The organism is Pseudomonas sp., from assembly GCF_035512415.1.
Taxonomy (GTDB): Bacteria; Pseudomonadota; Gammaproteobacteria; order Pseudomonadales; family Pseudomonadaceae; genus Aquipseudomonas.
The window spans coordinates 522,773-536,106 of the sequence record NZ_DATKDZ010000038.1 but is presented as its reverse complement, the minus strand read 5'-3'; the positions used below and the strand labels follow the sequence as shown (position 1 = coordinate 536,106).

The 13,334-nt window shown below is 63.8% G+C and carries 17 protein-coding genes; 15 read left to right on the top strand and 2 right to left on the bottom strand.

Features of this window, described 5'->3' with window-relative positions:
* Positions 1-11: 11 nt before the first annotated feature.
* The 5 genes from motD (at position 12) to VMP31_RS19680 (ending at position 3,614) form a co-directional block, all read left to right on the top strand.
* Positions 12-881, top strand: coding sequence for a flagellar motor protein MotD (gene motD, locus VMP31_RS19700; protein ID WP_325509387.1), 870 nt, complete (start codon positions 12-14; stop codon positions 879-881).
* 51 nt (positions 882-932) lie between these two features.
* Entirely contained in the window at positions 933-1,721 is a 789-nt protein-coding gene (locus tag VMP31_RS19695) for a ParA family protein (protein ID WP_325509386.1), read from the top strand.
* A gap of 87 nt (positions 1,722-1,808) precedes the next feature.
* Positions 1,809-2,621 (top strand): CheW domain-containing protein, encoded by an 813-nt coding sequence (locus VMP31_RS19690; protein WP_325509385.1) that lies wholly within the window; start codon positions 1,809-1,811, stop codon positions 2,619-2,621.
* 105 nt (positions 2,622-2,726) lie between these two features.
* On the top strand, positions 2,727-3,206 hold the full coding sequence (locus VMP31_RS19685) for a chemotaxis protein CheW (RefSeq protein ID WP_325509384.1): 480 nt from the start codon (positions 2,727-2,729) through the stop codon (positions 3,204-3,206).
* 3 nt (positions 3,207-3,209) lie between these two features.
* Positions 3,210-3,614: a DUF2802 domain-containing protein gene (locus tag VMP31_RS19680; protein ID WP_325509383.1), complete on the top strand. Its 405-nt coding sequence runs from the start codon at positions 3,210-3,212 to the stop codon at positions 3,612-3,614.
* A gap of 270 nt (positions 3,615-3,884) precedes the next feature.
* Here VMP31_RS19680 and VMP31_RS19675 read toward each other — a convergent pair whose 3' ends face one another.
* Together VMP31_RS19675 and VMP31_RS19670 are read right to left on the bottom strand one after the other, a co-directional pair.
* On the bottom strand, positions 3,885-4,211 hold the full coding sequence (locus VMP31_RS19675) for an EscU/YscU/HrcU family type III secretion system export apparatus switch protein (protein ID WP_325509382.1): 327 nt from the start codon (positions 4,209-4,211) through the stop codon (positions 3,885-3,887).
* Positions 4,208-5,749: a flagellar hook-length control protein FliK gene (locus VMP31_RS19670; RefSeq protein ID WP_325509381.1), complete on the bottom strand. Its 1,542-nt coding sequence runs from the start codon at positions 5,747-5,749 to the stop codon at positions 4,208-4,210. Before VMP31_RS19670 ends, VMP31_RS19675 begins: the two co-directional genes overlap by 4 nt.
* A gap of 167 nt (positions 5,750-5,916) precedes the next feature.
* Between VMP31_RS19670 and ccmA the strand changes: the two genes are divergently transcribed.
* From ccmA to VMP31_RS19620, 10 genes are all read left to right on the top strand, one after another.
* A complete protein-coding gene (ccmA, locus tag VMP31_RS19665) occupies positions 5,917-6,552 on the top strand; it encodes a cytochrome c biogenesis heme-transporting ATPase CcmA (RefSeq protein WP_325509380.1) in 636 nt (211 codons plus the stop codon).
* Entirely contained in the window at positions 6,549-7,220 is a 672-nt protein-coding gene (gene ccmB, locus VMP31_RS19660; RefSeq protein ID WP_325509379.1) for a heme exporter protein CcmB, read from the top strand. Before ccmA ends, ccmB begins: the two co-directional genes overlap by 4 nt.
* 72 nt (positions 7,221-7,292) lie before the next feature.
* Positions 7,293-8,051 (top strand): heme ABC transporter permease, encoded by a 759-nt coding sequence (locus tag VMP31_RS19655; RefSeq protein ID WP_325509477.1) that lies wholly within the window; start codon positions 7,293-7,295, stop codon positions 8,049-8,051.
* Entirely contained in the window at positions 8,048-8,224 is a 177-nt protein-coding gene (gene ccmD, locus VMP31_RS19650; RefSeq protein ID WP_325509378.1) for a heme exporter protein CcmD, read from the top strand. The genes VMP31_RS19655 and ccmD overlap by 4 nt, the downstream gene beginning before the upstream one ends.
* A complete protein-coding gene (gene ccmE, locus VMP31_RS19645) occupies positions 8,221-8,709 on the top strand; it encodes a cytochrome c maturation protein CcmE (protein WP_325509377.1) in 489 nt (162 codons plus the stop codon). Before ccmD ends, ccmE begins: the two co-directional genes overlap by 4 nt.
* Positions 8,706-10,679, top strand: coding sequence for a heme lyase CcmF/NrfE family subunit (locus tag VMP31_RS19640; RefSeq protein ID WP_325509376.1), 1,974 nt, complete (start codon positions 8,706-8,708; stop codon positions 10,677-10,679). Before ccmE ends, VMP31_RS19640 begins: the two co-directional genes overlap by 4 nt.
* The gene (locus VMP31_RS19635) at positions 10,676-11,212 is read left to right on the top strand and encodes a DsbE family thiol:disulfide interchange protein (protein ID WP_325509375.1); all 537 of its coding nucleotides are present in this window, start codon (positions 10,676-10,678) and stop codon (positions 11,210-11,212) included. Before VMP31_RS19640 ends, VMP31_RS19635 begins: the two co-directional genes overlap by 4 nt.
* A complete protein-coding gene (locus VMP31_RS19630) occupies positions 11,209-11,724 on the top strand; it encodes a cytochrome c-type biogenesis protein (RefSeq protein WP_325509374.1) in 516 nt (171 codons plus the stop codon). Before VMP31_RS19635 ends, VMP31_RS19630 begins: the two co-directional genes overlap by 4 nt.
* Positions 11,724-12,941 (top strand): c-type cytochrome biogenesis protein CcmI, encoded by a 1,218-nt coding sequence (ccmI, locus tag VMP31_RS19625; RefSeq protein ID WP_325509373.1) that lies wholly within the window; start codon positions 11,724-11,726, stop codon positions 12,939-12,941. The genes VMP31_RS19630 and ccmI overlap by 1 nt, the downstream gene beginning before the upstream one ends.
* Positions 12,938-13,261, top strand: coding sequence for a hypothetical protein (locus tag VMP31_RS19620; RefSeq protein WP_325509372.1), 324 nt, complete (start codon positions 12,938-12,940; stop codon positions 13,259-13,261). Before ccmI ends, VMP31_RS19620 begins: the two co-directional genes overlap by 4 nt.
* Positions 13,262-13,334: the final 73 nt, after the last annotated feature.

The following is a 13,334-nucleotide window of genomic DNA, read 5'->3' as shown; positions in this document are numbered from 1 at the left end:
GGGGACAGACTATGGCCCGTCGGCGGCGTCACGAAGAGCATGAAAACCACGAGCGCTGGCTGGTGTCCTACGCGGACTTCATCACGCTGCTGTTTGCTTTCTTTGTGGTCATGTATTCGATCTCCTCGATCAACGAGGGCAAGTACAAGATCCTTTCGGACAGCCTGACCGGGGTTTTCAACCAGCCCGACCGCGCCGTAAAGCCGATTCCGGTTGGTGATCTGCGTCCGCGTACCATCGAGCCCGAACGTGAAGTGGTGGATAACGAAAGCCCTCAGTCCGCTCCCGATTCCCTGGTCAGCATCGCCAGCAGTATTCGCGACTCCTTCAGTGAACTGATTCAGAGCGAGCAGCTGAGGGTCAGCGGCAATGAGCTGTGGATCGAAATCGAGCTCAGCTCCAGCCTGCTGTTTACCAGTGGCGATGCGATCCCCAATGGCGCGGCCTTCGACATCATCGAGAAAGTAGCCAAAATTCTGGCACCCTATGAGAACCCCATTCATGTCGAGGGGTTCACCGACAATCTGCCGATTCAAACGGCTCAGTACCCAACCAACTGGGAGCTCTCCACCGCACGGGCGGCGACCATCGTGCGTATGCTGACCCTGGATGGCGTCAGCCCTGGGCGTCTGGCGGCAGTCGGTTACGGCGAGTTCCAGCCGGTCGCGGATAACGCCACCGCCGAGGGCCGTGGGCGCAATCGTCGGGTGGTCCTGGTGATTTCCCGCAATCTTGATGTGCGCCGCAGTGTCAGTGGGGTGGGCAGCAGTAACGCCAAACCCGATGCAGCCCTGCGGCGGGCTGGCACGCAACCTGCACCAGCGTCACCAGCGCAGGCCCCGCAAGCGGGTGCCGTCAATCCCCCGTCGCCAGCCCCATAAGGGCGGCACCCGTTCTCGGTCAGGCGCAAGCTCACCGGGAGGATAAAGAGAATGAGAGTCTGGGCAGTAGCCAATCAAAAAGGTGGCGTGGGCAAAACCACCACCTCGATCGCCCTGGCCGGTTTGCTGGCCGATGCCGGCAAGCGCGTGGTGGTGGTCGACCTCGACCCCCATGGGTCGATGACCAGTTATTTCGGGCATGACCCCGACAGCCTCGAGCACAGCAGTTTTGATCTGTTTCAGCATCAGGGCAGCGTGCCTCCGGGCTTGGCGCAGACGCTGCTGCTGCCAACCAGTCATGAGCGCATTGCCTTGCTGCCATCGAGTACCGCGCTGGCCACCCTGGAGCGACAATCCCCAGGGCAGAGCGGTCTGGGCTTGGTGATCGCCAAGAGTCTGGCGCAGCTCTGGCAGGATTTCGATCACGCGGTCATCGACAGCCCGCCCTTGCTCGGGGTGTTGATGGTCAATGCCCTGGCGGCCAGCCAGCAACTGGTGATCCCGGTGCAGACCGAGTTTCTCGCGGTCAAGGGTCTGGAACGCATGGTCAGCACCCTGGCGATGATCAATCGCTCGCGGCGTCAGGCCTTGCCCTACACCATAGTGCCGACCCTGTTCGACCGGCGCACCCAGGCCTCCATGAGTACCCTGCGGGTGTTGCGCAATAGCTACCCCGAACATCTGTGGCCCGCCTATATCCCGGTGGATACGCGCTTGCGCGATGCCAGCCGGGCCGGCCTGACGCCCTCGCGCTTCGACCCCAGCAGCCGCGGCGTGCTGGCCTATCGCGCTCTGCTCAAACACCTGCTGGCTCAGCAGACTGCCGCGCAGGTTGCCTGAGATGAGCCGCTATGCTGAAGATAAGCGCTCAAGTCAGCCGCTGGCGCGGCCGATAGCCTGTACAGGTCGTTTTTGCGGGTTGCATTCATGAGTCGTCCCCTGGTTACCGCTACACGTTCGCAACTGGCTTTGCAGTCCTATCTGGACGGCTTGCTGCAGGAGGCTGCGGTCGAGCTGGCCGATAGCGTCGCGCTGGACGAGTTCGAGGCCGCCGTGCTCGAGGAGCAGGTGCGCGATGCCCGGGTAACGCCGCAGGCAGTGGCGAGCCCGATGCTGGTCGAACGAGCCCCCCAAGCCCTGGTCTTGCCGACTGTCGGCATGCCCGTGGCCCAGCCTGTGGCCGAGGTCGTGGTGGCAGCGCCGGTGGCGGAAACTCGCGCCGAGCTTGCACCGCCGCAGGCCCTCGGAGTGCTGTCGGACGGTCGTCCCGAGTGGGCGCAGGAACCCTTCGAGTGCCTGTTGTTCGATGTCGCCGGGCTGACCCTGGCCGTGCCTCTGGTGTGCCTGGGCTCGATCTATCCACTGGCCGGGCAGGAACTCACGCCATTATTTGGCCAGCCTGACTGGTTTCTCGGCATACTGCCGTGCCAGACGGGTAATCTGAAGGTGCTGGATACCGCGCGCTGGGTGATGCCCGACCGCTACCGCGACGATTTTCGCGATGGCTTGCAGTATGTGATTTCGGTACAGGGCTATGAATGGGGGCTGGCGGTGCATCAGGTCAGCCGTTCGATTCGCCTGGACCCCAACGAGGTCAAGTGGCGCACTCAGCGTACCCAGCGGCCCTGGCTGGCGGGCACGGTGATCGAACATATGTGCGCGCTGCTGGATATCGCCTCGCTGGCCGAGCTGATTGCCAGCGGTGCTGCCAAACGCATGGCGGCCGGCAGGCTGCATTGAATATTTTCCGGCGGCGTGAGTAGCGCCGCCTTGCAACTATAGTAATGACAGCGGGGCCAACACCCGCGATCGCCGCCGTAAGCGGTTCATGACGAGGCTAGGCACATGAAGAAGAATTCTGCACAAGGTTCTGAAGACCCGATTCTGCAGTGGGTGACTTTCCGGCTGGACAACGAAACCTATGGCATCAACGTGATGCAGGTACAGGAAGTGCTGCGCTATACCGAAATCGCCCCTGTGCCGGGTGCGCCGAGCTATGTGCTGGGCATCATCAACCTGCGCGGCAATGTGGTGACGGTGATCGACACCCGCCAGCGCTTCGGTCTGGACTCCACCACGGTGACGGACAATACCCGCATCGTGATCATCGAGGCCGACAAGCAGGTCGTCGGCATTCTGGTCGACAGCGTGGCCGAGGTGGTTTACCTGCGTCAGTCCGAGGTGGAAACCGCGCCCAATGTTGGCAACGACGAGTCGGCCAAGTTTATCCAGGGCGTGTGCAATAAAAATGGCGAGCTGCTGATTCTGGTCGAGCTGGACAAGATGATGAGCGAAGAAGAATGGTCCGAGCTGGAGAGCATCTAAGCCATGCTCGAGGCCCTGCTGGCGCTACTGGCTCTGGTCTGTCTGGGGTTGGTGGGCACCTGTGTCTGGCTGACCAGGCAGCTGCGCCAGGCCGTGCAGTTGCAGGCCGAGGGCGATGCACAGCGTGAGCAGCGGCTCAAGGAGCTGAACCGACGGCTGGATGCCTACCTGGCCGGCAGCGTGCGGATGGGCGAGGAGTTGCACGAGCTGCGCCGCGTCGTGGCACCGCTGCCGGACAAGCTGAGCCAGATCGAGCAGCGCGACCCCAGTAGCCTGTCCTTTACCCAGGCGGCGCGTCTGGCCGGCATGGGAGCCAGCGTCGATGACCTCACCCAGTCCTGCGGCCTGAGCAAGGCCGAAGCCGAGCTGGTCAGCAAGATGCAGCAGGCTCGCACCCAGCGCTCCTGAGTCTGCCCCCGGCAAACCATTGGCGTGCTTAGCAGGCCGTTGAAAAACTACCTGCGTTGGCAATACTGCGTTAAAAACGGCCTCGGAAAGCCGCTTGCGGCTAACGTGCTTCAGCGCGACCCGAAGGGCGAGTGAAACGAGTAATGCTCATTTACAGCCAGTAAACTCGCGTGCGAGCCCAGTCCGCTTCCTCGGCGCTTTGACCAGCCTTCGGCTGTTACTACGTAGCGCCTTGTCTTGCCTGCCTCGCCTACGTTTTTCAACGGCCTGTTAGCGCTGTGGGCCGTCAAGCAAGGGCAGTGGCGGGGTGATGTCCTGGTCGCGGTCGAAGCCGGCCGGGCACTTGCCCTTCAGATACCAGGCGAAAGCGATGATCTCCGCGATGCAGCGGTACAGCTGCTCGGGAATCGCGTCGCCCAGTTCCAGGCGCGCCAGCAGGCGCACCAGTTCCGCATTCTCGTAGATCGGCACCTCATACTCGCGGGCAATGGCCAGAATCGCTTCGGCCAGTTCGTCGTCGCCTTTGGCGCTGAGGATTGGCGCGTTCTGACCGTCGTAGGTCAGGGCGATAGCCTGGCGTGGCGCGGTCTTCTTCATGCGGTTTCATCCACCCAACGCTGTTCCAGGGTCGTGCGCGGGCCGCGCGGTGGCGTGCCCTGGTTGCAGGCCAGTTCGCCGACCTGCACACCCACGCCGTTGAGGCGCTGGCGCAGGTTGTCCAGTTCGCCGTCGATCAGGCTGACGGTGCTGCTGCGTTCGGCCCACAGCTGGCTCGACAGCCGGCCCTGAGCCAGCTGCGCCTGCACTTGCAAGGGCCCGAGCGGTTCGAGGTCGAAGGCCAGTTCGACCTTCCACAGGGTTTCCTTCTTCTCGGGCTTGTCCGCTTTGTTGCTCTCGTCGCGCTGGATCTTGACCTGCAGGGGCACCAGTTCCTGCTGGTTGCGCATCGGCAGCTCCAGTTGCCAGGTGGTCAGCAGATTGCCGTCCGGGCCGACCTGGCTTTGCGCCAGGCTGGACAGTTGATGGGTCTGCAGGCGGGAAACCGCTGCTGCGGCCAGTTTCAGCAGGGTTTCCAGATCGGCTTCGCCGTCCATGGCCTGCAGCAAGCGCGAGGGCAGGGGGAAGTTCAGGGCCTGCTGGCGGCTGCTCATCTGGCCGAGGCCCAGCAGGTTGCGCGCCAGGGCTGGCATGGCCTGGGCCAGCACCGCGCCGGCATTGGCTGCGGCCAGGGGCTGACCACTGGGCGTATTGGGCAGTAGCTGGGTGATCAGGCGCAGCAGGTTGGCCTTCAGATCGGCAGGTAGGGCGTGACCCTGGCCGCTCAGCAGTTTGCTTTCGAGCAGCAGGCCGCTGTCGCCAAGGGCCTGGCTCAGGCCCTTGGCCGTGCTTAGTTGGGCAGCATCGGGCAGGCCACTGAACAGCTTATCGATGCTGGTGCGCAGGCCCTCTGGCAGGGCTTGTTTGCTGGTCAGGCCTTGCAGGGCGGTAAGCAGGCCTTCCAGGGAGCCTTGGCGATTATGCTGGGTAGCCAGTTGCTGGCCGAGCACCAGTTGGTCGAGGCGGCCGCTCAGGGGCAGGAAGTTAAGCGCCTGGCGACCCTGTACCTCGGCGCTGAGCAGGCTGCCGAGGGGCAGGGGCAACGGGGTTTCCAGGGCCAGCTTGCTGCCGGCCAGCGGCGTGTTGAGCAGGCTGAGGACCACCTTGTAGATCACCTGCTGGGTTTTGCTCTGCAGCTGTTGTTCGCGGGCCTCCACCTTGCCCTGCAGCAGGGTGCCGATGGGCAGTTGTTGCAGGTCCAGGCTGGTCAGGGCTTTGCCGGTGCCGGTCTGCAGCAAGACCGCCAGCCGGGTTTCCGAGAGGGCGGTGACCGCCAGCGCGGTGCCCTGAGCCAGGGGCCGTGGGCTGCTGGCTTCGAGTGTGGTCTGGCGGCCGTTCTCCAGGGTCAGCTTGAGCAGCACCTGGAAACTCTGGGCCACCTCCTTCAGGGCGATGACTTCAGCCTTGGCGGTTTCGCCACTGGCCAGCAGCCCCTGCATGGGCTGCAGCAGCTTTAGCGCCAGATCGGCAGGTACGTTATTGGCGCGACTGCTCGGCGGCGTCGGTGAAACCGGGCGCGGGCTGCTGATTTCGCTCATGAACGGGTTACAACCTGTCGAAAATGCCCACTGCGGGAGGCGGGGCCTGGCATGTATAATCGCGCCCCTTCTGGGGACGGCGGCTGCGCATTGCACTTGCCCCAGTATAGCGGCCAAGACTCTGCCGACTTGAACAGCTTTTGCCATCCATCTTAGGTGCCGATGCCTTGACCAGTCCCCTTCTCGAAGCCGTGGCGCTCGCCTGTGAGCGGGATTGGCGCATGCTCTTCGAGCGCCTGGAGCTGCGTCTGGTTCCCGGCGAGATGCTTCAGGTGGCCGGCCCCAATGGCAGCGGCAAGACCAGCCTGCTGCGTCTGCTGGCCGGTTTGATGCAGCCGACGGCGGGGGAAGTACGCCTCAATGGCCAGCCCCTGGCCGCACAGCGCACGGAACTGGCGCGTAACCTGCTGTGGATAGGTCACGCCGCCGGGATCAAGGGGCTGCTCACCGCCGAGGAGAACCTCACCTGGCTCTGCGCCCTGCACCTTCCCGCCGAGCGCGAGGCCATCTGGCAGGCATTGGCGGCAGTGGGCTTGCGCGGCTTCGAGGATGTGCCCTGTCATACCCTGTCCGCCGGCCAGCAGCGCCGCGTGGCGCTGGCACGTCTGTATCTGCCCGGGCCGCCCTTGTGGGTGCTCGATGAGCCCTTTACCGCGCTGGACAAGGCCGCAGTGGCGCAGCTGGAGCAGCATCTGGCGCAGCATTGCCAGCAGGGAGGCCTGGTGGTGTTGACCACGCACCACGAACTGACGGTCAAGCCGGCCGGTTACCGCGAGCTTGATTTAGGGCAACGCACGTCATGAGCAATGTTTTTACCCTGCTGCTGGCCCGTGAAGCGCGCCTGTTGTTTCGTCGCCCCGCGGAGTTGGCCAACCCGCTGGTGTTCTTCGCCATTGTCATCGCCCTGTTTCCATTAGCGGTTGGCCCGCAGACGCAGTTGTTACAAAGCCTTTCGCCGGGGCTGGTGTGGGTAGCGGCGCTTTTGGCCGTGCTGCTCTCGCTGGACGGGCTGTTTCGCAGTGATTTCGAGGACGGCTCGCTGGAGCAGTGGGTCCTTTCGCCGCACCCCCTGGCCCTTCTGGTTCTGGCCAAGGTGCTGGCACACTGGCTGTTCTCCGGGCTGGCCCTGGTGCTGCTGGCACCGTTGCTGGCGCTGATGCTCGGTCTGCCGGGGCGTTGCCTGCCGGTGTTGCTGCTCTCACTGTTGCTCGGTACCCCGGTTTTGAGCTTGCTGGGGGCTGTGGGTGCGGCGCTGACGGTGGGCCTCAAACGTGGCGGCTTGTTGCTGGCGCTGCTGATTCTGCCGCTGTATATCCCGGTGCTGATTCTCGGTAGCGGGGCGCTACAAGCCAGCCTGCAAGGACTGCCGGCGCTGGGCCACCTGTTATGGCTGGCCAGCCTCACCGCCCTGGCGGTGACCCTGACACCTTTTGCCATCGCCGCCGGTCTCAAGATCAGCGTCGCTGAGTAGACAATAAGCCTGAATGGCCGGCTGATCCTGGTGCTGCCTGCACCGCGATCCGCCCTAGCACTGATGAGTAACCTGATGAACTGGACGTGGTTTCACAAACTGGGCTCGCCCAAGTGGTTTTATGAGATCAGCGCGCGCTGGCTGCCCTGGCTGGCGCTGGCGGCGGTCTTGTTGCTGACGGTGGGCCTGGTCTGGGGCCTGGCCTTTGCGCCGCCGGATTACCAGCAGGGCAACAGCTTTCGCATCATCTATATCCATGTGCCGGCGGCGTTTCTCGCCCAGTCGATCTACGTGATGCTGGCGGTCGCCGGCACCGTGGGCCTGGTGTGGAAGATGAAACTGGCCGATGTCGCCCTGCAGCAGGCCGCGCCCATCGGGGCCTGGATGACCGTGATCGCCCTGCTGACCGGTGCCATTTGGGGCAAGCCGACCTGGGGCACCTACTGGGTGTGGGATGCGCGCCTGACCTCGATGCTGATTCTGCTGTTCCTGTATTTCGGCGTGATCGCCCTGGGCAATGCCATCACTAACCGCGACAGCGCGGCCAAGGCCTGCGCGGTGCTCGCCATCGTCGGGGTGATCAATATCCCGATCATCAAATACTCGGTGGAGTGGTGGAACACCCTGCACCAGCCAGCCAGTTTCAGTGTGGTGAGCAGACCGGCCATGCCGTTCGAGATGTGGATGCCGCTGCTGTTGATGGTGCTGGGTTTCTACTGCTTCTTTGGCGCGGTGCTGCTGATGCGCATGCGCCTGGAAGTGCTCAAGCGTGAGTCGCGTAGCAGCTGGGCCAAAGTCGCCGTCAAGGCGCAGGTGGAGAAGGGGCTATGAGTTTTGCCAGCTTTGGCGAGTTTATCGCCATGGGTACCCACGGGCCTTATGTCTGGTCCTGCTATGCCATCAGCCTGGCGATACTGGGGCTGAATGTGGCGCTGCCAATCCTGGCCCGCCGCCGTTATCTGCAAGACGAGGCGCGTCGTTTGCGCCGGGAGGAGTCGAAGTGAACCCTGTCCGCAAGAAGCGCTTGTATATAGTCCTGGCCATTCTCGCCGGTGCCGGCATCGCGGTGGCCCTGGCCCTGAGCGCGCTGCAGCAGAACATCAACCTGTTCTACTCACCGACCCAGATCGCCAATGGCGAGGCCCCGCAGGATACCCGCATCCGTGCCGGCGGCCTGGTCGAGACCGGGTCGGTCAAGCGTTCCGGCACCTCGCTGGATACCGACTTTGTGGTGACCGATGGTGCCAAGAGCGTGACAATCCGCTACAGCGGCATCCTCCCCGACTTGTTTCGTGAAGGGCAGGGCATCGTCGCCATGGGCAAGTTGAATGCCGATGGCATGCTGATCGCCGACGAAGTCCTGGCCAAGCATGATGAAAACTATATGCCGCCGGAGGTTATGCAGGCCCTGGAAAAAAGCGGCATGAAACAGCAGCACGATGCGGCCAACGCGGCCAAGCAGGCGTCCCCGTCGGAGTACGCGCAATGATTCCCGAGCTTGGCCATCTGGCCATGATCCTGGCGCTGTGCATGGCGCTGGTGCAGGCCACCCTGCCGATGGTCGGTGCCTGGCGTGGTGACCGTCAGTGGATGAGCCTGGCTCAGCCCGCCGCCTGGGGTCAGTTCAGCTTTATGCTGTTTGCCTTCGTCTGTCTGACCTACGCCTTTATGGTCGACGATTTCACCGTGGCCTATGTGGCCAACAACTCCAATACGGCCTTGCCCTGGCACTACAAGTTCAGCGCAGTGTGGGGCGCGCACGAAGGTTCGCTGCTGCTCTGGGGCCTGATCCTGGCCGGCTGGACCTTTGCTGTGTCGATCTTCTCGCGGCAGCTGCCGGAGGAAATGCTGGCCCGGGTGCTGGGCGTGATGGGCATTATCAGCATCGGTTTTCTGCTGTTTCTGATCATCACCTCCAACCCCTTCGAGCGCCTGTTGTTCGATACCCCTGCAAACGGCCGTGACCTAAACCCGCTGCTGCAGGACTTCGGCCTGATCATTCACCCGCCGATGCTCTATATGGGTTATGTCGGTTTCTCGGTGGCCTTCGCTTTCGCCATCGCCGCGCTGCTCGGCGGCAAGCTGGATGCGGCCTGGGCGCGCTGGTCGCGGCCCTGGACCACGGTGGCCTGGGCCTTCCTCGGCATCGGCATCGCCCTGGGCTCCTGGTGGGCCTATTACGAACTCGGCTGGGGCGGCTGGTGGTTCTGGGACCCGGTGGAGAATGCCTCCTTTATGCCCTGGCTGGTCGGCACCGCGCTGATCCATTCCCTGGCGGTGACCGAGAAGCGCGGCGTGTTCAAGAGCTGGACCGTGCTGCTGGCCATTGCTGCCTTCTCCCTGAGCCTGCTGGGGACCTTCCTGGTGCGCTCCGGGGTGCTGACGTCGGTGCATGCCTTCGCCAGCGACCCGGAACGCGGGGTGTTTATCCTGGCGTTCCTGCTGATTGTGGTGGGCAGCTCCCTGGCGCTGTTTGCCCTTCGCGCGCCAGTGGTCAAGAGCCAGGTCGGCTTTGCCCTGTGGTCGCGGGAAACCCTGTTGCTGGTCAACAACATCATTCTGGTGGTGGCAGCGGCGATGATTCTGCTCGGCACCCTCTATCCCCTGGTGCTGGATGCCATCAGCGGCACCAAGCTGTCGGTCGGCCCGCCTTACTTCAATGCGCTGTTCGTGCCGCTGATGGGCCTGTTGATGGCGATGATGGCGGTGGGCGTAATGGTGCGCTGGAAGGACACACCGCTGCGCTGGTTGCTCGGCATGCTCTCGCCGGTGCTGATCGGCAGCGTCGTGCTGGCGGTGGTGGCGAGTCTGCTGCTGGGCGATTTCAACTGGGCCGTGCTTGGCGTCTGGCTGCTGGCGCTGTGGGTGGTGCTGGCCGGGGTACGCGATATCTATGAAAAGACCCGCCACAAAGGCCTGCTCAAGGGCCTGCCGAGCCTGACGCGCAGCTACTGGGGCATGCAGACCGCGCACCTGGGCATGGCGGTGTGCGCCCTGGGCGTGGTGCTTACCAGTGTTGGCAGTTTCGAACGCGATATGCGCATGGCTCCCGGCGAGTCGGTGGAAATCGGCGGTTATCAGTTTGTCTTCGAAGGGGCTGAACACTTCGAAGGGCCGAATTTCACCTCCGACAAAGGCACGGTGCGCATCCTCGAAGAGGGCAAGCAGATCGCCGTACTGCACCCGGAGAAGCGCCTGTATACCGTGCAGCAGTCGGTGATGACCGAAGCCGGCATCGACGCCGGGATCACCCGCGATCTGTTCGTCGCCCTGGGCGAACCACTGGACAACGGAGCCTGGGCGGTGCGCGTGCATATCAAGCCTTTTGTCCGCTGGATCTGGCTGGGGGCATTGTTGATGGGCCTGGGCGGTTTCCTCTCGGCAACGGACAAGCGCTACCGCATGAAGGTCAAAACTCGGGTGCGTGAAGCCCTGGGCATGGCGGGGGTACAGGCATGAAACGGCTGATCCTGCTGCTGCCCCTGGCGATCTTTCTCGGTGTCGCGCTGTTTCTCTACCGCGGTCTGTTTCTCGACCCCAGCGAGCTGCCCTCGGCGCTGATCGGCAAGCCATTCCCGGCGTTCTCCCTGCCAGCGGTGCAAGACGGCAAGACGCTGAGCGAGGCTGACCTCAAGGGCAAGCCGGCGCTGGTCAATGTCTGGGCCACTTGGTGCGTGGCCTGCCGGGTTGAGCATCCGGTGCTGAACAAGCTGGCCGGGCTCGGTGTAACCATCCATGGGGTCAACTACAAGGACGACAACGCCGCTGCGCAGAAGTGGCTGGTGGAGTTCCATGACCCTTACCAGCTCAATATCAACGACGCCCGCGGCACCCTGGGCCTGGACCTGGGCGTGTATGGCGCACCCGAGACCTTTCTGATCGACAAGGACGGCATCATCCGCCACAAGTTTGTCGGCGTGATTGATGAGCGTGTCTGGCGCGAACAGCTGGCTCCGCTTTATCAAGCGTTAGTCGATGAGGCCCAGCCATGAAAGGTCTGTTAAGCGCCGCCGTACTGAGTCTGGCGCTGCTGGGCACCGCCCAGGCCGCTATTGATACCTACGAATTTGCCAGTGAGGCCGAGCGCGAGCGTTATCGCAACCTGGTGGAAGAGCTGCGCTGCCCCAAGTGCCAGAACCAGAATATCGCCGACTCCGACGCTCCGATTGCCATGGACCTGCGTGCGCAGATCTTCCGCATGCTGGAGGAGGGCCAGAGCAACGAGCAGATCATCGATTTTCTGGTCAGCCGCTATGGCGACTTCGTCCTCTACAAGCCGCCGGTAACCTCGCGCACCCTGTTGCTCTGGTACGGCCCGGGCGGCCTGCTGGTCGGTGGCTTCGTTTTACTCGGGGTTATCCTGCTGCGCCGCCGCGGCAAACAGAATGCCGTGGCCAGCGGCCTGTCTGCGGATGAACAGCAGCGTCTGGCCGCCCTACTTAATCAACCGTCTGCCAGCCAGCGGCCTGCCAATAATCAACCGCCTGTGGATAAGAAAGACTGATGATCGAATTCTGGTTGTGTGCCGGTCTGCTGTTGCTGGCGGCCCTGGCTTTTCTGCTGATTCCGGTGTTGCGCGGGCGCAAGGCGCAAGCGGAAGAGGATCGTACCGCGCTCAACGTGAGCCTCTATCAGGAGCGTCTGCAGGAGCTGCAAGGCCAGCACGAGGCCGGTGCGCTGAACGATGAACAGCTGCAGCATGGTCGCGATGAAGCGGCCCGCGAGCTGCTGGCCGACACCGAAGGCACCGGGGCCCCGAGTCGCTTCGCCGCCCTGGGGCGTACGGTTCCGCTGGTGGCCGCCCTGTTGATGCCCGTGCTGGGCTTTGGCCTGTATCAGCACTGGGGAGCCATCGACGAGGTGGAGCAGGTGCGGACCTTTGCCGCGCAGCCGAAGAGCATCGAGGAGATGACCGCGCGCCTGGAAGCCTCGGTGCAGAGCAATCCCGATTCAGCCGAAGGCTGGTACTTCCTCGGGCGCGCCTATATGGCCCAGGAACGGGCGAGCGATGCGGCGGCGGCTTTTGAGCGTGCCGTCGGCGTCGCCGGGCGTGAGCCGGAACTGCTCGGGCAGTGGGCCCAGGCGCTGTACTTTGCCGGTAACAAGCAGTGGAACGAGCAGATGCAGGCGCTCACCGATGAAGCCTTGAAGGCCGATCCGGAGGAGGTCACCAGCCTCGGTCTGCTCGGTATTGCCGCCTATGAAGACGGGCGCTTCACGGCGGCCATCGGCTTCTGGGAGCGTCTGGTCGCGGTACTGCCGCAGCAGGACCCTTCGCGGCAAGCGATTCAGGGCGGTATCGAGCGTGCCCGTGAGCGCCTCGACGGGCCGACAGAGCAAGCACAGACGCCAGCGGCTGCTGTTGCCGCGAACCGGCAACTGACAGTCAAGGTCGAGTTGGCTGCGGCGCTGCAGGATCAGGTTCAGCCGAGCGACAGCGTGTTCGTCTTCGCCCGTGCCGCATCCGGCCCGCCGATGCCGCTGGCGGTCAAGCGCCTGACCGTGGCCGATTTGCCGGCGCAGGTCAGTCTGTCGGATAGCGACGCGATGATGCCGCAGCTGAAGATTTCCGGGTTCGAGCAGGTGCAGCTGGTGGCGCGGATTTCCCGCAGCGGCAATGCCACCGCCGGCGAATGGATCGGCAGCAGCCAGCCATTGGCCAGCAGCACCACCGAGCTGCAGCAGCTGACCATCGATACTGCGGACGGACAGGCGCAATGAGGCGCGGGATGCAGTTAGTGCTAGTGCTGGGCTTGTTGAGCCTGGCCGGTTGCGCGGTACAGCAGGTCAGCGCGCCCATCACGCAACCGTCGGTGGCCAAGTCGCACCCGCGCTATGCGCCGCCGCCCGGGGTGGACAGCCACTGGGATGGGCGTCTGGCGGTGTATGTGGTGGCCGGCGCGCGTGATCTGTACTACCGCGAGCGCACCTATTACCGCTGGAACAGCGGCTGGAGCTGGGCGACCAACCCGCAAGGCCCCTGGCAGCCAACCGACAGCAGCGGCGTGCCGCCAGGCCTGTATCGGCGTTACGCGCAGTAAGCGCAGGACGGCTAAACGACTCAAGATCCAGCCAGCAGCAGCCCAGTAGCCCGGATGCAATCCGGGAGGCTCG

Bases quoted from the DNA above. Each gene is read 5' to 3' on its own strand.
- motD (WP_325509387.1), top strand. From the start codon at position 12: ATGGCCCGTCGGCGGCGTCACGAAGAGCATGAAAACCACGAGCGCTGG.
- VMP31_RS19695 (WP_325509386.1), top strand. From the start codon at position 933: ATGAGAGTCTGGGCAGTAGCCAATCAAAAAGGTGGCGTGGGCAAAACC.
- VMP31_RS19690 (WP_325509385.1), top strand. From the start codon at position 1,809: ATGAGTCGTCCCCTGGTTACCGCTACACGTTCGCAACTGGCTTTGCAG.
- VMP31_RS19685 (WP_325509384.1), top strand. From the start codon at position 2,727: ATGAAGAAGAATTCTGCACAAGGTTCTGAAGACCCGATTCTGCAGTGG.
- VMP31_RS19680 (WP_325509383.1), top strand. From the start codon at position 3,210: ATGCTCGAGGCCCTGCTGGCGCTACTGGCTCTGGTCTGTCTGGGGTTG.
- VMP31_RS19675 (WP_325509382.1), bottom strand. From the start codon at position 4,211: ATGAAGAAGACCGCGCCACGCCAGGCTATCGCCCTGACCTACGACGGT.
- VMP31_RS19670 (WP_325509381.1), bottom strand. From the start codon at position 5,749: ATGAGCGAAATCAGCAGCCCGCGCCCGGTTTCACCGACGCCGCCGAGC.
- ccmB (WP_325509379.1), top strand. From the start codon at position 6,549: ATGAGCAATGTTTTTACCCTGCTGCTGGCCCGTGAAGCGCGCCTGTTG.
- ccmD (WP_325509378.1), top strand. From the start codon at position 8,048: ATGAGTTTTGCCAGCTTTGGCGAGTTTATCGCCATGGGTACCCACGGG.
- VMP31_RS19640 (WP_325509376.1), top strand. From the start codon at position 8,706: ATGATTCCCGAGCTTGGCCATCTGGCCATGATCCTGGCGCTGTGCATG.
- VMP31_RS19635 (WP_325509375.1), top strand. From the start codon at position 10,676: ATGAAACGGCTGATCCTGCTGCTGCCCCTGGCGATCTTTCTCGGTGTC.
- VMP31_RS19630 (WP_325509374.1), top strand. From the start codon at position 11,209: ATGAAAGGTCTGTTAAGCGCCGCCGTACTGAGTCTGGCGCTGCTGGGC.
- ccmI (WP_325509373.1), top strand. From the start codon at position 11,724: ATGATCGAATTCTGGTTGTGTGCCGGTCTGCTGTTGCTGGCGGCCCTG.
- VMP31_RS19620 (WP_325509372.1), top strand. From the start codon at position 12,938: ATGAGGCGCGGGATGCAGTTAGTGCTAGTGCTGGGCTTGTTGAGCCTG.